The organism is Alkaliphilus metalliredigens QYMF (assembly GCF_000016985.1).
Classification (GTDB): Bacteria; Bacillota; Clostridia; order Peptostreptococcales; family Natronincolaceae; genus Alkaliphilus_A; species Alkaliphilus_A metalliredigens.
The window spans coordinates 559,271-576,434 of record NC_009633.1 but is presented as its reverse complement, the minus strand read 5'-3'; the positions used below and the strand labels follow the sequence as shown (position 1 = coordinate 576,434).

Genomic DNA, 17,164 nt, shown 5'->3' with positions numbered 1-17,164 from the left:
ATTTTATTAGTAGACAATTCAAATCCCTGATTTTTATAAGTTTAATATGGAATTCTTAATTTCTACTTGCATCTCTTAGTATATCAAATCCACAAGACCAGTGGAAAATACTGGCACGAATGTTAATAGCATTAAACATATCAAAAGTAGTATATAGAATGGTATCGCTTCTTTAATAAAATTTTTGATTTTGCACTTTGTGATTCCACATGTGACAAACATAAGTGTCCCCATAGGTGGTGTTAAACAGCCAACAGCCATGTTAAATATGAATATCATTGCAAATTGTATTTCATTAACACCGTACTCTACAGCAACTGGTGCTAATAATGGTACTAATACAATCATAGCCGCATTTCCTTCAATAAACATACCTACGAAAATTAGAAATATATTTACTGCAATAAGGAATACATATTTGTTGGAAATCATACTGACAATGAGTCCTGTCATTTGTTGTGGAATCTGCTCTCTAGTCAGTACCCATGCAAAGGCAGAAGCTGCCCCAACAATAAGCATAATAGAAGCAGTACTAGTGATGGTCTCCTTCAGTCCTGTAATGATGTGTGAAAACTTCATTTCTCGATAAACCGCCCCAAGTATAAGTGAATAGATAATTGCAACAGCACCAGCTTCAGTTGGTGTGAATATTCCTAAACGAATCCCCCCAATGATAATAACAGGTAAGAAGAGAGGTAACGCTGCGGTTCCAAGCCCACTGATTAATTCCTTCGGTGTGACACGGGTCTCTCGAGCTGGCTTATAGCCACGTTTTTTAGAAATGACCGATACTAATATCATCATTGAAACGCATAATAATATACCAGGTCCAATCCCAGCTATAAACAATCTGCCTATGGAAACATTTGCGATAGATCCATAGATAATCATTGCAATACCGGGCGGAATCAATGGTGTAATCATAGCAGAAGAAGCTGTAACTACTGAAGAGAATTCCTTAGAAAAACCCTTTTTCTCCATCTCAGGAACCAACATTTTTGCCTGCATTGCTGCATCCGCTAAATTAGATCCCGACAAACCACCCATTAGCGTAGATAATAATACGTTTACCTGTGCCAGTCCTCCAGACGTCCTACCCATAAGGATTTCACAAAATTCCATTACTCGTTTTGTTACTCCTGAATAATTCATAAATACGCCTGCACAAACAAAAAATGGAACTGCAAGAAGAGGGATACTCTCAATACCAGAAATAACACGTTGTGCAATGATCTGTGTTGGAATATTTGGCGTTAGCATGAAATACGTAACAGAACCAGCAAGCAAGGAAGCAAAAACTGGAATCTGTAAAAATAAAAATACCAATACAATAATAGCTCCTAAGCCAACAGCACTTATATCCATTCTTCCTCAGTCCCTTCTGTCTCAACTTTTTCTGTAAAAAATAACAGGGCTGTAACAATTGTGTGATTGATCATCATTAATACACAACCGATTGGAAGCGCTGAATAGATAACAGGATACGGTACCTTTAGTATATTTGTATACCTACCTGTATCTAATAGTTGTTTTACAAGATTCGATCCATGAAACATGATATAAGCAAGTATAAACATAACCACTATATATCCAAATACCCCTACTATTTTTCTTGCAATAGGTGGCATAAGATCCACCACAACATCTATGGATACATGGCTACCACTGCGAAATGCTGCCCCAGATCCAAAAAACACTAACCAAACAAAACACCAAAGCTGAAACTCCTCTAACCAAGTATAAGGGTTGTTGAAGAAATAACGCATTAGAACACCCATAAATGTTGTCCCAATAAGCATAATCAATGATATGCCTGCAATAAAATAATCCATATCTAACAAGTACTTAAGTACTTTATTTTTAATCTCCATGTATGCCCTCCTCAAGTAAATATCCAGAAAACCGTTAAATTTTATTGTTTTTGCTATATCTTAGTATCCGGAGACTAGATAGTCTCCGGATACGATATACACCTTATAAAATATCCTTAGTGATAACTGAAACTATGCTTTATTTCATAGCATCTTTCACTGTGTCATATAGTCCTTCTGACCAGATAGATGTAAATTCTGGAAGAGAGTAGAAAGATTTCGCAGCTTCTTGGAATACTGCTGGATCTACCTCAATTATTTCAACACCTTCAGCTTTAAATAATTCTAATGTCTCTTCATTTACTTGTTCTTGAAGTTCGTTGTTGTATAGGCCAGCTTCATTACCTGTTTCCATTAAAATTTGTTGTTGTTCAGCAGTTAGGGAGTTGAAGAATTCTGCACCCATAACCCAAGTAGTAAAGTTTCTAACATGTCCATCTAGTGTTAAGTACTTAGCAACTTCATGGAATTTACCATTGTAAAGTACTGGTAGTGGATTTTCAAGTCCATCGATTGTTCCTTGTTGTAGGGCTGTGTACACATCGCCTAATGCCATAGGTGTTGGTGTCGCTCCTAAAACCTCAAACCCTTTAACTTGAATTGTGTTATTTGGAACACGAATCTTCATACCTTTAAGATCTTCTACTGTCCTTACTGGATTTGTTGTAAGCGTGTGTCTGTCCCCATACATCCAGTTAGAAGTTAATAACTTTAATCCTTTTTCTTCAAGCAGACCAGATTGTCCAGCATACCAATCACTTTCAGTCAGCTTCCAAGCCTCTTCCCAAGTATCAAATAGGTATGGTCCAAACACAATACCAAAGTCTGGAACACCACGATCTGCATAGAAAGCACCATCAGCCAATGTAATAACCGAATCCCCTGCCATCATTTGGTCTATGATGTCATTTTTAGATCCAAGTTGACTAGAAGGAAATACCTGAACCGTCATATTTCCATTACTTCTTTCTTCAACAAGTCTTTTCCACTCATTTACAGCAAGATCAAGTGGCTCACCAGGGTGATTTTCATAACCTATTTGAATTGTTACTGGCTGAACGCTTTCAGTTGCATCTTCCGCGTCACCCTCTGTTGGTGTAGCAGGGGAACTACATGCAGTAAGTAAAGATACTAGCAATATGGTTCCTAGAAACATGGTAATAAGCTTTTTCATTTCTTTCTCCTCCTTATATAGACAATTATCTATTTAAATGTGCAGTAGCACACTTAAAGCTAGGATGTTAATCTGTAATCGTTTTCATATATCAGCAATATATTGTTGATATATTACTGATATATCACAAGAGTAACTATATAGTATTTCCATTTTTCTGTCAACATATTCTCCTCTTTTTTAATATAAAATATTATTAGTTAAATCAACTTGTCCATTACTTCACCCTCATGGTGTCACACCTTAACTTAACAGGATTAAACCCTGTACCTTAGAAGAACTTTTATAATTAACTAAAAGTCTATGTGTATTATTCAGCAAATCACAAATAATAAAATATGAAAGATGTTAGCTATGTGACCAACAGAAAAGTTAAAGTACAAACTTTTGGTCATCTACTTAAACAAAGTAGGATGTCATCAATCCATTGATTGCCTTGGGTTTAAATTGGAGGAGGGCAATCAACGTATAGCTGACTAAGTGACTGACACAAAAGTTAAAGTACAAACTTTTGGTCATCTACTTAAACAAAGTAGGATGTCATCAATCCATTGATTGCCTTGGGTTTAAATTGGAGGAGGGCAATCAACGTATAGCTGACTAAGTGACTGACACAAAAGTTAAAGAACAAACTTTTGGTCATCTACTTAAACTCAAAGGAATGAAGGTGATTACAATAGAATTTTTCGAAACAACTTATGATTATTTTCTAAGGACAGTCTTTGGCATTGCAAATCCCATTAAAAAATCAATTATCAAAACCCAATGTAAGGTTCATAAATTTATTAATATCCAGGCCTTGAAGATCCTCAGAAATGATGGCTATGCTGAGGAATACAACTTTTTTAGCAGTTATATCTTAGACATTAATAAAGGAGCCGTTTGGGCCGATCAAGATTTTAAAAGCTCAAACCATTTTTATAATCCCTATAAGAAGAAGGGACTCTATGGCAGAAGAAGCGCCATGGAACTGGGAGTGGACTATTATTTTCAAGCCATTGGTTTATGGAGAGAAGGGGCATTTAATGAGTCCCTGTTTTATTTAGGTGCAGCCTTGCACATTATTCAGGATATGACCATTCCTCAGCACGCCAACATCCGATTACTAGACAGTCATCGTCAATATGAGACCTTTGTTAAGCGTACCTACCAATATATAGATGACTTCAAAGTGGAAAGAGGCACCTACCTATTAGATTCCGTAGAGGACTATATTCGATTCAATGCCAGAATCGCCCTTAAAATACATAAACGATTTAAGAAAATCGTAGATGAAGAGCATCGTTACTATCGTCTGACAAAGTGTGGTCTGCCCTTAGCCAAGAAGACCACAGCTGGAGCAATGATTATGTTTTATAAAGATGTCTTTTCGAAAAATCAATAAACCTTTAAAACAAAATCTTATTCCGACATCACCATGACACATTTGTCGACTAGACTATAGATAAGTTGATGGACACGAAATCAACGGATTAAAATATATCTTTAGGAGGCAATAAAAATGAAAATGAACACAAAATTTAAAAAATTATTATTTATAGGTGTATTGGCTGTCAGTATGGTTACCTTGGCAGCATGTGGTGGCGGCGCAGAGGATAGCCCTTGGGAGGATGACGCCAATGAAAATGAAATTGGGATTGAAGAACCCGTTACCAATAATGAGCCATCTCAGGCTGAATATAGTGAAGAAGAAATGGTCCCAACCGACGGTACTTACACAGCAATGGGAATGACTCAAGATGAACAAGGTCAAATAGAAGTAGAATTGACCGTAGTGGATGCACAAATTAATGACTTTAAAGTCATTGCACAAGATGGTATTGAACTAGATGAATCCACAGTTGAAAGCTTTAGAGCAGAACTTTTGAATAATAAAGCCATTGAATATTTTTCAGTAGATGAAGTGTCAGGTGAACCACAAGAAATTGATGTGTTAATGCAAGCAACCCTTGAAGCTTATCTACAAGCCTTACTTGGATAGAGTTGTAGTTAAATAAGCTCAAGTTTATATAATAGATTTCCCCCCCTTTTAAATAGAAATTAGATACAGTAAAAAAGCACTCTGGAAAATCTCCAGAGTGCTTTTTTCTTTGCAAATTCTTATGTTTCACATACTATAGTGTAATCTCTACACTTAATCCTTTATCTCTACCATTCTTAATGTTGATTTCACCACCATGTGCCTCAACGATATGCTTACTGATGGTGAGTCCTAAGCCTGCACCACCAGATTTCTTTCTGCTGGGGTCAGCCTTATAAAATCGCTCAAAGATATAGGGAAGATGTTCTTCTTTAATCCCAGGACCCGAATCATGAATTTCTAATATAAAATTCTTATCCAAGGACTTCTCTAAGCACACTTCAATTTTTCCATTTTCAGGCATATGACGGATGGCATTATCCAATAAATTTATGAGTACTTGTCTAAAGCGTTCTTGATCTACCTCTGCAATAATTGTTGTATCTAGCCTTTTTTCTACTCGTATCTTTTTTTCTTGAAGGTGAAATTTCATTTGAAGGAACACGCCATCAACTAAATTTCCTATATTATTGGGAGACACATCAAGCTTCACAAGCTTTTTCTCAAAGGATGAAAGAACGATTAACTCTTCTACCATTCTTCCTAATCTCTTGGTCTCATCTAGGGCAATTTCCATAAAATTTTCCTCTTGGTCCTTTGGTACTACTCCATCTAAAATCCCCTCTATGAAATTTTGGATCGTCGTTAAGGGGGTTTTTAACTCATGGGATACATTGGCAATTGAGTCCTTTCGTAACTCCTCTAATCCTTGAATTTTAAAGGCCATATGATTTAATGCATGGCCTAGCTCCGCCACCTCATCTTTACCTTGAACCGCCACTGACTGGGAAAAATCTCCCCTTGAAATATTATGGGCTACTTCATTCATATGAATTAAGGGAGTAGTAAATTTTCGTGAGATGAAAAAAAGTAACAAAGCCAGTGGTATACTAATGGCTATAAATGTCAAAAAGATTGATTTATTCACATTAGCGGTGATCAACTCCACATTGGCCACTGGATTATAAATTAAAACCTCTCCCATTAATGCATCATCTATTATCAAAGGTATGGATACTGTCATCATCTGAATGTCTCGTTCTTCTTCCGATTCAAAATAAGCAATAAAATATTCATTTTCTTGCATTTCATGATTGGTGCCTGAACGATTTGAACTGACAGGCCTCCTACCAAACTCTTCTATGTTTGCTGGCTTGTGCTCATCCAAGATCACTGAAATTCCTATTTTATCGTTGGTTTGAATCATGTTTAACATATTGATAAAGTAATCCACTGAAATTTTATTGTCTTCTAACTGAAAAAACAGTCGATTTACCTGCAACGCCTTCTGCTCTAAAAATTGTTCCCTTTGTCCATAAATCTCCTGCTCCATAAAATAACTAGCAACACCGGCCACCATTAATAGACTGATAATAGAAATTGCCATATAGGTAAGTAGAAATTTTTTGAAAATAGATTTAAACACTTTTCTCCACCTCAAATTTATATCCGATTCCCCAAACGGTTTTAATAGACCAGCTTTGTTTGGTTTTACTTTTTAATCGCTTTCGTAGACGTTTAATATATAAATCAATCACACGATCTTCTCCTTCAAAATCCCATCCCCATATCCCTTCAATCAATTCCTCTCTTTTGAATACCTGATTGGGATACATCATTAGATACTTCAAGAGCTGTGCTTCTCGTCTTGGAACATTAATAATATCCTCATTTAAATAAATAATAAAGGCGTCTATATCAAATATCAAATTATCGTATTCTAATCGATTACCCTCTTTACGATTAACTTCCTCATGATCCTGCTCTATACGCCGAAGCATGGCATGGATCCGAGCAAGGAGTTCATGAATTTCAAATGGCTTGGTTACATAATCATCTGCCCCAATATGAAGACCCTTTACTTTTTCCTCCAAGTCTCCTTTGGCTGTAAGCATAATAATAGGTGTATAGCTTGTTTCTCGAATTTTTTGACAAACCTGGTACCCATCTAATCCTGGGAGCATTAGGTCCAGTAACACTAAATCATATTTGTTTTTTAAGAAGGTTTCACAAGCAACGATTCCATCATAGCAGCATGATACGACAAATCCTTCTTTTTCTAAATACAACTTAATAATTTTACTAATATTTTCATCATCTTCAACTAAAAGAATCTTTTTGTCCTTCACTACTTCACCCCTTGTCTATACCTACGACATCTTATTTCTTCAGCATATCAGAAGGAGTCTTTATATTCAACTATGTCCTAAATTGTATCTGCATTAGAGTGTCTTTCTAGTGTATTGTTTGTTCTTTTTACATGCTATGTCAGTATATATTCCATTAATGGGTAGTCACAATTTTATGGTACCGTCCTTCTTTTTTCATTTTTTCAATTATCACGAACCCTATAATGACTGACGTCACCCCAATTAATCCATTGCTAACAAGCATAGCGATCCCCACACTCTCACTGCCTAAATTGGTGAATGTTTGAAATAAGTATAAAGTCGGTATTCTAAGGGCAAACAAACGCATAAAGTTGATTACCAGTGATAGTTTCGTATAGCCAAAGCCATATAAGAGTCCCATGACTGCAGATGAAACTGTCATTGTGACCACAGCCCACCGTTCGTATTTAAAAACGTTTGTAATTTCCTCTGCAAATGCTAAATCCCCCCTGGCAAATACCCTAATAATCTGGTCCATAAAAACCGTTGTTAATAACAACCCCATACCGCCAAGAACCAAGCTAACAATCAATGTCTTTTTAAAGACATTTACGGCTCTCTCAAAATTCTCATTTCCTAAATTTTGACTGATAATCGAGGCTTCTCCCTCCTGAAAACCATTCCCGATACTAATGATCACCCCTCCAATGTTATTAGAAACACCAAGGGCTCCCACCACCATACTTCCATAAAATGCACTCATGGAATTGACGATGACCTTACCAAAGCTAAATGTAAATCTCTCAAAAAAAATAGGTAATGCTAAAACTAATATTGGCCAAATAAACTTAAGAGATAAATCCACATCTTTAAAGGATATCCTAAATACATTATCCGGCCTAAGCATATGGGTCATAGCAAACACCGTTAACATCAGATGGGCGATTAATGTAGCCATAGCCATCATTGTGATGCCATAGTTTAAAACGTATACAAATAGTGCTGTCAGCGCTAGCTTTACTGCAAGTACCATTAAATTTAAGTGTAGAATACTCTTGGTATTCCCCTTTGCCTTTTCTATGGCTATATATACATTATTGATAAATATAGAAATAATCATTATAATTTCAACAGTAAAGTAACCACTGCCAACAGCAATTAATTCCTCTGGTGTGTTGGCTAGCCTCAGTATTTGTTTCGTAAAGGGCAACAAGACAGCTAAAAGTATTAAACTAATCCCAATGGTTAGAAAAACCAATGTATTAGCACATTTCTTAGCATTTCTGATATCATCTGCACCATAATATCTAGCGATGATAATACCACCACCAATGGCTAAACCAGCTCCTATTGCCATAATCATGGTTTTAATTTGAACAAGATAAGATATAGCAGAGACAACCTCAGAGCCTATATGAGCTGCCATCATGGTATCTAAAAAGCTAAATAAATGATTGAAGCCATTATAGATAGCCAAGGGCATGGATATAGATAAAACCACTTGCCATAGGTCCCCCTCCAATATAAATTTTCTTCTTTTACTATCTTTCTTATTTAGCTGAATACTCATATTCTATTCATCCTCACCTTTTCTTTTAACCTCCTTATATTTTCAATCCACTTTCGCAATGAGTCTCCTTCTATTTGATTTCATTTGACATCACAGCCTTTACTTTTATCATTATACTTAAATTCCCCCTATCATTCTGCACATATTTTGTTCTTTTGTTCCGATTATGTGCATATTTTGCTTTTTCCCATTCACAGTGCATGATATAATGTGAAGCAGGTGATGAATATGAAAAAAACAAATATAGATTTCGACTACCCAGACCGCTCCTTTCATTTTTCTGCTCGAGAGGTATTTGGACATTATACAATGCTTTCTAATCATTTCCATGATCAGTACGAGATTTATTATCTCTTATCTGGAGAACGGCATTATTTTATCAAAGATCGAATTTTCCATGTTAAATCAGGAACCTTGGTTTTAATTAACAGGCAAGATGTGCATAGAACAACCGACGCAGACACACAGGACCATGTTCGGGTTTTGCTTAACTTTAGTAAAGATTATCTCTTGTCCTCACCCTATGTAATTGCACTGTTGGATGGCCTTTTTATGAACAACAATTATGTGATACCGTTTTTGTCAGCTGAACAACAATATGTGGAAGTTCTATTGGATAAAATGATCCATGAAATTGAGCACCAATCCACGGGATTCCAAGTGGCACTACAGGCACTTTTAATGGATCTTTTAGTTTATACCAGTAGATATATCGAATCCAACCGTCACGACGTCTTAGCCCCCCCAAGTCAGGTACACGAAAAAATATCGCAAATTGTTCAATATATCAATACCAATTACCAAACCCCTCTTACCCTCTCCTCTGTTGCTCAAAATTTTTTCGTCAGTCAGTATTATTTAAGTAGAACCTTTAAACAGGCCACAGGATTTACATTTGTGGAGTACATCAATAACATTAGAATTCGAGAAGCCCAGCGTTTACTTAGAGAAACAAATCATAAGGTTATTGATATTTCTGAAGCAGTTGGATTTGGTAGCATCTCACATTTTGGTAGGGTTTTTAAAGAAGTGACACGTTTTTCTCCATTGAATTATAGAAGGTTAAACACAGAATAGTATAAGCTAAATAATATGGTTTCAGTTCATTTTTTAATCTAAGGAGGACAGCTATGAGATCTTTAAAACAGTTTTTTACGATATTCTTTGTCATCATCTTTTTTCTCTCTACTCCTATGGTCAGCTGGGCTAATACAGACGCCCCCCTCCAACCTTTATCTGAGGTTGTTAGAGGTCGTATTATAAGTATTGAAACTCCGGAGGTTGATGAGGAAAAACACGGTAGTTTCACAACAGATGTGCAATCCGTATTAGTACAAGTCACCCAAGGAGAGTTTAGGGATAGTGAAATCACCATCGATCACACCCTATCAGGAAACATGGCCAGAGACTTCTACTACCAAGAAGGAGATCGGGTCCTACTATGGATAGAGTCTACCAATGGTGAAATGTCCAGAGCCTACATAAGAGAAGTAACAAGGGATCATTACCTCATGTATTTAACCCTCTTTTTTATTTTTTCTCTACTGCTGATCGGTGGAAAAAAAGGAGCTAAGGCCATTATTACCCTATGCATTACGGGTCTACTAGTCATTAAAGTACTTCTTCCCCTTATTCTTGAGGGTTTTAATCCAACCATCGTCACCATCGTCATTGCGTCAATTATTGTTTCTAGTACCCTCATTATCATCAGCGGCTTCAACAGAAAAACCTATGCAGCCATTATCGGTACCATAGGAGGCGTGATTATAGCTGGTATTCTTGCTTCAACCATGACCTCCTTAACAAGGCTAACTGGTCTATCAAATAATGAGGCACAAACCCTGATGTATCTTCCCCAGGGAACCAGATTTAATTTTCAAGGACTCCTTTTTTCTGGTATGATCATCGGGGCCATGGGTGCTGTATTAGATGTTGGTATGTCTATCTCTTCTAGCATGGATGAGATCAGTCGAGCCAACCCCTCACTTACCACAAAGGAACTCATCGGTTCAGGATTAAATATAGGAAGGGATATTATGGGAACCATGTCAAACACCTTGATCCTAGCCTATACAGGTGCTTCTATGCATCTACTGCTGGTCTTAAGTGCTTATGATGTGCCCTTATCCCGTATTATGAGTGTGGAGCCCATTGCCACAGAGGTCATCCGAATCTTATCTGGTAGTATTGGATTGATTTATGCAATTCCATTGACTGCCATTGCGGCAGGCTTTCTTTATAACAGTCCTGCTTTACAGCAAAAGAAACCCATTAAAAACAAGGTTTAAGTTCTCACAACGAAAAAGAGCATATCATAACGATATGCTCTTTTTCTGCATTCTATTAAATGATTCATACTATGGAAGCATTAATTGTTGACCTGGATAAATTAATGCCGCTTGATTAATTATTTCTTGATTTACCTCAAGAATTTGATAATAATAGGTTCCACTACCATAGTGCTTTCTTGCAATGTTCCATAGGTTATCTCCAGATTGAACAACATGAACCCTTGCTGTTTCAGACAGTGTCGCACTCTCCTCTACAACTTCCTGTACAACTTCGGGTATTGTTACTTCTACCTCTACCACTTCTTCTTGAATCACTTCAGGTTCTATTACTTCCTCAGTAGCTACTACAGGCGGGAAGTTATAGGTGTATAGTCCCCAACCCTCTTCTTCACCAATATAGCTTACATTTGTTAATCCTTCACTCTCGATATAATCCTTACCTAAAAGTGAACTTCTAAAGATAAGTCTTCCCGCAGTTTCAATCGGTAAAATAGACCAATTATTTTCTTCCTGTGGGTCAGCTTCTCCCATTTCTCTAATATAATCAATAATAATGTTACGGTTTTCATCTGTTGACGACAATATGATCTCAGCGCCCTTTAAATGGTCTCCACCACCAGTGGCTCTATAGTTGTTTGTGACAACAACAAATTCCATTTCTGCTGTTACAGGTTCTCCCTCATAGCTTAAATTAACCACTCGGCTACCAGAAGGCTGTGTGACATCGATTTGATACTCAATATCTGTAAATACATCGAAGTTGTATCCTGCAAAAGCATAATCCAACAACACCTGATCCTCCGTCTTACTTGGATCAATTTGTTCAAAGTTATCAGCGGCTGTTTCAATCCACTGAAGTAATTCTTCTCCATTCACTTTAACAACGTGAAGTGTATTGTCATAAATATAAATATCCGCTACATCCTTAATTGCGATTCCACCAGCTTCAACATTTGTAAAGTAGGTTGGCCCTTGGCGTCCCATTTTAAAAGGTGCTGTTGAAGAAATCAAATTAGCATCCTCATACTCTGTTCCTTTAAAGAAGTTATTTGCATACCAAAGTTGTGCATCATTAACAAGCTTCGTTACCTTGTTATCCATAACACGACCAAAGAAGGTGTTTAAGTTTGCAACTGTTCTACCTACAGCACCATTTACATATTCAATTGTTGCTGTATGTCTTTCCTTAACAAATTCAACAATACTCGGTTTTGCTTCTACCTCTTCCACGCCTTCAACAATCGATTGAGAATCTATTACTTCCCAAACACCATCACGATGAACAAGCTCTAGTTTAATTAATCCTAAGTGATTTCCCCAGGATCCTGGCATAATAGTTGGAACCCCGTTGATCAGTCCTTTTTCAACATCAATTCCTTCCATGTCAGCATAGGTTTCACTAGGAAACAGTCTATGCTGATGTCCTAGGATCATTGCATCAATACCTTCAACCTGACTCAACTGGTATCCTACATTCTCACTGGCGTTTTCAGATATATCAATACCAGTATGTCCTACTGCAATGATTAAGTCTGCTCCGTCTTCCCTCATCATAGGAATAAACTTTTCAGCAGTTTCAACGATTTCTCGTGCTTCTACCTTACCCTCTAGGTGTAGCTTGCTCCATGTAGTAACTTGAGGAGGTACAAAACCAATTACACCTACTTTAATTGCCTTTCCATCTACTTCTCTGTCAAGAATAACATAGGGAGTAAAATAGGTTTCATCAGTGCCTACTTTGTAAATATTTGCACTAACAATAGGGAATTGTGCATCTTCATGTGCACGTTGTAAAAAATCTAAGCCAAAATCAAACTCATGATTTCCGATTACAGCCCCATCATACTCCATGATATTCATGGCGTTAATAGTAGAGTGAACTTCCCCCTCTTTCAGTGGTTCCACTACGGCCTCTAAATACGCTAGCATGCTTCCTTGAATGGCATCTCCAGCATCAAAAAGAAGTGTGTTGGCATGTTGTACTCTTTTTTGATCCACCAGTGTGGCCGTTTTTGATAATCCAATCTTTGGAGCCTCTGCATCCTTTAGATAATCATAGGGCATGATGTAGGAGTGGATGTCAGTGGTCCCCATAATAACCAGTTCATGAACAACTTTTTCCGCTGCACTAACCTGTGGAACAGCAACTAATGCAAAAATTAGAACAAAAGCCAATACCATGATCGTCGTTCTGCTAAAAGCCTTTTTACATGTGCGTTTTCCTTTTTGTAACATTTTCTTCCCCCATTCTTTTTTTTTGAAATAAAGTAAAATAAGTAAAAATACTACCCTCTCTTATATTTCGGTAAATGATAGATAAACCCTTTAATGCAATGTAATTATTTTACACGTTTTCCTAATTGATCCTATTCTTTGTGGCTTGTTTTTCTTACTTATTTCCCTTTATTTGGACTAAATAGTTGCCAAGCCTTCTATGATATTAATTCTATTCAGCCTGCCACTAAAAATACCTATTTTCATACCAGTAATCTTCTAAACTTTATCGAACCTCTTTCCTCTACTAGAATAGAATGTAGTATACTATCATGTCATAGTATACATCACATCATTTTAAGAGGAGGGTTAAATTATGTACTATAGTCAAGCACCGTGCCCCACCGGAACAATCTCTTACACCATTCAATCTGGCGATACCTTTTATGCCATAGCCAGAGCTTATAATATCTCCCTAGATGTTTTGCTAGCGGCTAACCCCGGAGTCAACCCAGATAGATTGATGGTTGGGCAGAGGATTTGTATACCAATCAGCACACCACCATCAACTGGCTGCCCCGTGGGAACAGTCCCTTATACCATTAGGGCTGGAGATACTTTTTATTCCATAGCTACAACCAACAACATTCCACTAGATGCACTGCTAACAGCTAACCCTGGAGTCAACCCAGACAGGTTGATGGTTGGGCAAGTCATTTGTGTACCCAGAAACACACCACCACCCACTACTGCATGCCCTACTTTGAGAGTTGGAAGTAGAGGCCCTGATGTGGAACGACTTCAGCGACTTTTAAGGGATAATGGCTATGACCCAGGACCCATTGATGGCATCTTTGGAACTAGAACACAATTAGCAGTCATCGCTTTCCAGAGGGACTTGAATATCGTTGCCGATGGCATTGTAGGTCCTCGAACATGGACTGGACTTGGTGTAGATTGTACGGCACCACCGGTACCACCGACACCGCCATCACCTACTTGTCCTACAGGAACAACACCTCATACCATTGTAGCAGGAGATACATTCTATAATCTTGCTATACAGTACAACACGACCGTAGACGCCATTAGAAGAGCAAATCCAAATGTTAATCCAGATAACCTGCAAGTCGGCCAAAGAATTTGTATTCCAGTCACTACACCACCATCGCCTACTTGTCCTACGGGAACAGCTCCACATACGATAGAACTCAGAGACAGCTTCTATAATCTTGCTATACAATACAATACCACTGTAGAAGCCATTAGAAGAGCGAATCCAAATGTTGATCCACAGAACTTGATCATTGGGCAAATCATTTGTATTCCACTACCATGATTCTAGTAGAATCAAAAGGCTCCTTAACAGGAGCCTTTTTCATTGCTTATGAAGCCCTTGTCAGCTCTCTAAGAATTAGATATAATTCACTCATATATATCCTTTTACGAAATTTTATCTACTATTTTAGGGGGAATCATAATGATCAGTGTACAAGATATACTAAATGCCAGAGAACGTATTCAAGATTACATTACGGTCACACCCTTAGATTTTTCTATGGGTTTGAGTACTAAGACAATGAAGATTTATTTAAAGTTAGAGTGTCAGCAAAAAATGAAATCCTTTAAAACCAGGGGTGTATTAAGTAAAATGACCTCATTAACCAATGAAGAAAAGAAAAAAGGAGTCACTACCATTTCATCCGGTAACCATGGAGCTGGTATGAGCTATGCCTCTAGCTTGCTAGACATACAAAGAGTCAAAATATTTGTTCCAGAAACAACGCCCCTAGCCAAGGTTAAAAAAATTAACTATTATGGTGCCGAGGTTGTCCAAGTAGGGCGTCATTATGATGAAACCCACAAAATTGCCATGGAGATCATCCAAGAAGAAAAGTTAACCTTTATTGACTCCTGTTCAGATACAATGGTGATCGCAGGCCAAGGAACCATTGGATTGGAAATTCTAGAACAAAACCCTGACATCGATGTTATTGTTGTTCCCATCGGTGGCGGTGGCATTATTACAGGCATCAGTATTGCAGCCAAACATATCAACCCCAACATTCAGGTGATCGGGGTGCAGCCAACTGCCTGTCCTGCCATGGTGAAATCCTTAGAAGATAAAACCTGCTACTTAGAATATCCCTCAGAAGAAAGCCTATGTGATGCCTTAGTTGGAGGGGTTGGTGAGATTCCCTACAAAATGGCAGCACAATGCATTGATGACATTATCGTAGTAGATGAAGTAACAATCAAACAAGCCACTGCAATGCTCTTAACCGAAGAAAAGGTAGTGGCAGAGCCCTCCAGTGCCACAGGTGTGGCTGCGATTATGCTCCGGCAAGAATTGTTTGAAGGCAAGAATGTCGCCATTGTCATCACAGGAGGAAACCTTGATCCAGCCTTGATGAAACGACTACTAACAGAATAATACATAGAACCGGCAACATACTCTCTACCATCCATGGTAGAGAGTATAGACCAAATTAAGCCCTTTGAAGGATCCTCATCCTCCAAAGGGCTTTTAAATTCTGCCAACACTACATTTTGTAAATCTCTATTTAGTTAGATCCAACTGAATTACTATGCCTTAGGTCCATCAGCAGCTGTCATTGCATCTAATTCATTTGATTTCCCTTTCTCTCCTCCCCGTTTAGTGATTCCCTTATATAGTACAGGAATCACAACAATCGGCAGAGCCAAATAAGCCACATAGCTGTACCCGATTGCAACAAGTGGGATCAATCCCATTAATGCAATAGACCAAGTAATAAATACATAGATCCCTGAGGCGATAATACGTTTATTTTTGATGCTTTTTTCACCTTCTTCAGGCTTTGCCCAAACACTGACAATTCTTTTAGATCCTCCGTAGATTAAATTGACACCGGTGGAGATAACCCCTAAGAATATCAGAAGTGATACTAATAGCTCTAAAGCAACACCCCCAAAGCCATTTCTAATGATAAAAACCACCGGTACAGCCTCGGATATAATTGTCGGATAGTAACTTAAAACTACCGCAGAAGCCAATACCATAATCCCAGCATTTAAAATGAACCCACAAATTGCAGCTCTTTTTACATCCTGCTTATTCTTCAATACATCAGTTACTGCAACATATCCGCCTAGTAAAGCAGCCTGTAAGCCTGCATATTTTATTGACTGCCAAAGTGCGTACCAGAACCCCCTTGGTGCTGGTGCCTCATTTAACACTGTCATTAGGTTTGGTAGTGTCACAACTAAATTGCTACCATAGATAAACAGTAGTCCTGTAATGACAATGACTGCAATCCATGAAGCCGCTGCCCGAACAATATTTGCCCCATATATAGTTAATATAAACATAATTATTGCAATGACAAGGGTGTTGAGTAGATAGGGTGTCCCTAATACGTCAGCCAATGTTGCTCCTCCTGTAGCAAAGGCTACTGCAGTTGCCACAACCAAAACCAGGTTAAATACAACATCATAAAGATTAGAAAATACTCTTTCATAGGGCTTATAAAATGCATCAGTCCAGCTTCGATATTGAAATTTTTGATGGGCCACACTAAAATCCCATGCATAGTAAAATACCAGGGCATTGATAGCAATGGCAATGACCGGTGTAAACAATGCATACCATCCATATTGGACAAAAAATTCAACAAGTTGCCTCCCAGAGGCAAAGCCTCCCCCAAAGTGTGTCGTAAACCATACAAATGCAACGGTAAAATAAGCTGGCATAAAATCCATCGGATTCCTTTTCATTCTTGGCGACCCCCTCTTTTAAAGTGATTTCATGAATTATATATCTAAAGGGAGCTTAATACAAATGTCAGGAAAACGTAACCATTCTTCTTCTGAG

At 37.8% G+C, this 17,164-nt stretch carries 14 protein-coding genes; 6 read left to right on the top strand and 8 right to left on the bottom strand.

Translation table 11 applies throughout. The features are described from left to right. Positions 1–75: 75 nt before the first annotated feature. The 3 genes from AMET_RS02780 to AMET_RS02770 form a co-directional block, all read right to left on the bottom strand. Entirely contained in the window at positions 76–1,365 is a 1,290-nt protein-coding gene (locus AMET_RS02780; RefSeq protein ID WP_011971687.1) for a TRAP transporter large permease, read from the bottom strand. After that, a complete protein-coding gene (locus AMET_RS02775; RefSeq protein ID WP_011971686.1) occupies positions 1,356–1,871 on the bottom strand; it encodes a TRAP transporter small permease in 516 nt (171 codons plus the stop codon). Before AMET_RS02775 ends, AMET_RS02780 begins: the two co-directional genes overlap by 10 nt. Before the next feature lie 139 nt (positions 1,872–2,010). Then, positions 2,011–3,045 (bottom strand): C4-dicarboxylate TRAP transporter substrate-binding protein, encoded by a 1,035-nt coding sequence (locus AMET_RS02770; RefSeq protein ID WP_011971685.1) that lies wholly within the window; start codon positions 3,043–3,045, stop codon positions 2,011–2,013. A 604-nt stretch (positions 3,046–3,649) separates the two neighbouring features. Between AMET_RS02770 and AMET_RS02765 the strand changes: the two genes are divergently transcribed. Both AMET_RS02765 and AMET_RS02760 read left to right on the top strand, forming a co-directional pair. Next, complete coding sequence (locus AMET_RS02765; protein ID WP_011971684.1) at positions 3,650–4,429, top strand: zinc dependent phospholipase C family protein; 780 nt, start codon at positions 3,650–3,652, stop codon at positions 4,427–4,429. Positions 4,430–4,546: 117 nt separating this feature from the next. Further along, positions 4,547–5,026, top strand: coding sequence for a hypothetical protein (locus tag AMET_RS02760; protein ID WP_011971683.1), 480 nt, complete (start codon positions 4,547–4,549; stop codon positions 5,024–5,026). Between the two features lie 133 nt (positions 5,027–5,159). Here AMET_RS02760 and AMET_RS02755 read toward each other — a convergent pair whose 3' ends face one another. The 3 genes from AMET_RS02755 to AMET_RS02745 form a co-directional block, all read right to left on the bottom strand. Beyond that, positions 5,160–6,551, bottom strand: coding sequence for a sensor histidine kinase (locus AMET_RS02755; RefSeq protein ID WP_011971682.1), 1,392 nt, complete (start codon positions 6,549–6,551; stop codon positions 5,160–5,162). Then, the gene (locus AMET_RS02750; protein ID WP_011971681.1) at positions 6,544–7,254 is read right to left on the bottom strand and encodes a response regulator transcription factor; all 711 of its coding nucleotides are present in this window, start codon (positions 7,252–7,254) and stop codon (positions 6,544–6,546) included. The genes AMET_RS02755 and AMET_RS02750 overlap by 8 nt, the downstream gene beginning before the upstream one ends. Before the next feature lie 154 nt (positions 7,255–7,408). Continuing rightward, on the bottom strand, positions 7,409–8,806 hold the full coding sequence (locus tag AMET_RS02745) for an MATE family efflux transporter (RefSeq protein WP_011971680.1): 1,398 nt from the start codon (positions 8,804–8,806) through the stop codon (positions 7,409–7,411). A gap of 228 nt (positions 8,807–9,034) precedes the next feature. Between AMET_RS02745 and AMET_RS02740 the strand changes: the two genes are divergently transcribed. Next, the gene (locus AMET_RS02740; protein ID WP_011971679.1) at positions 9,035–9,883 is read left to right on the top strand and encodes a helix-turn-helix domain-containing protein; all 849 of its coding nucleotides are present in this window, start codon (positions 9,035–9,037) and stop codon (positions 9,881–9,883) included. Positions 9,884–9,936: 53 nt separating this feature from the next. Continuing rightward, positions 9,937–11,094, top strand: coding sequence for a YibE/F family protein (locus AMET_RS02735; protein ID WP_011971678.1), 1,158 nt, complete (start codon positions 9,937–9,939; stop codon positions 11,092–11,094). A gap of 69 nt (positions 11,095–11,163) precedes the next feature. Here AMET_RS02735 and AMET_RS02730 read toward each other — a convergent pair whose 3' ends face one another. Continuing rightward, positions 11,164–13,332: a bifunctional 2',3'-cyclic-nucleotide 2'-phosphodiesterase/3'-nucleotidase gene (locus AMET_RS02730; protein ID WP_011971677.1), complete on the bottom strand. Its 2,169-nt coding sequence runs from the start codon at positions 13,330–13,332 to the stop codon at positions 11,164–11,166. Between the two features lie 355 nt (positions 13,333–13,687). Here AMET_RS02730 and AMET_RS26410 point away from each other — a divergent pair, with 355 nt between their 5' ends. Beyond that, the gene (locus tag AMET_RS26410; RefSeq protein WP_011971676.1) at positions 13,688–14,650 is read left to right on the top strand and encodes a LysM peptidoglycan-binding domain-containing protein; all 963 of its coding nucleotides are present in this window, start codon (positions 13,688–13,690) and stop codon (positions 14,648–14,650) included. A 141-nt stretch (positions 14,651–14,791) separates the two neighbouring features. Further along, positions 14,792–15,745, top strand: coding sequence for a threonine ammonia-lyase (locus AMET_RS02715; protein ID WP_011971675.1), 954 nt, complete (start codon positions 14,792–14,794; stop codon positions 15,743–15,745). 152 nt (positions 15,746–15,897) lie between these two features. Here the strand turns inward: AMET_RS02715 and AMET_RS02710 are convergent, their stop codons facing one another. Next, on the bottom strand, positions 15,898–17,067 hold the full coding sequence (locus AMET_RS02710; protein WP_011971674.1) for a YkvI family membrane protein: 1,170 nt from the start codon (positions 17,065–17,067) through the stop codon (positions 15,898–15,900). Positions 17,068–17,164 lie beyond the last annotated feature (97 nt).

Coding starts and splice junctions, on each gene's coding strand:
- AMET_RS02780 (WP_011971687.1), bottom strand. CDS start 1,365: ATGGATATAAGTGCTGTTGGCTTAGGAGCTATTATTGTATTGGTATTT.
- AMET_RS02775 (WP_011971686.1), bottom strand. CDS start 1,871: ATGGAGATTAAAAATAAAGTACTTAAGTACTTGTTAGATATGGATTAT.
- AMET_RS02770 (WP_011971685.1), bottom strand. CDS start 3,045: ATGAAAAAGCTTATTACCATGTTTCTAGGAACCATATTGCTAGTATCT.
- AMET_RS02760 (WP_011971683.1), top strand. CDS start 4,547: ATGAAAATGAACACAAAATTTAAAAAATTATTATTTATAGGTGTATTG.
- AMET_RS02745 (WP_011971680.1), bottom strand. CDS start 8,806: ATGAGTATTCAGCTAAATAAGAAAGATAGTAAAAGAAGAAAATTTATA.
- AMET_RS02740 (WP_011971679.1), top strand. CDS start 9,035: ATGAAAAAAACAAATATAGATTTCGACTACCCAGACCGCTCCTTTCAT.
- AMET_RS02735 (WP_011971678.1), top strand. CDS start 9,937: ATGAGATCTTTAAAACAGTTTTTTACGATATTCTTTGTCATCATCTTT.
- AMET_RS02730 (WP_011971677.1), bottom strand. CDS start 13,332: ATGTTACAAAAAGGAAAACGCACATGTAAAAAGGCTTTTAGCAGAACG.
- AMET_RS26410 (WP_011971676.1), top strand. CDS start 13,688: ATGTACTATAGTCAAGCACCGTGCCCCACCGGAACAATCTCTTACACC.
- AMET_RS02715 (WP_011971675.1), top strand. CDS start 14,792: ATGATCAGTGTACAAGATATACTAAATGCCAGAGAACGTATTCAAGAT.
- AMET_RS02710 (WP_011971674.1), bottom strand. CDS start 17,067: ATGAAAAGGAATCCGATGGATTTTATGCCAGCTTATTTTACCGTTGCA.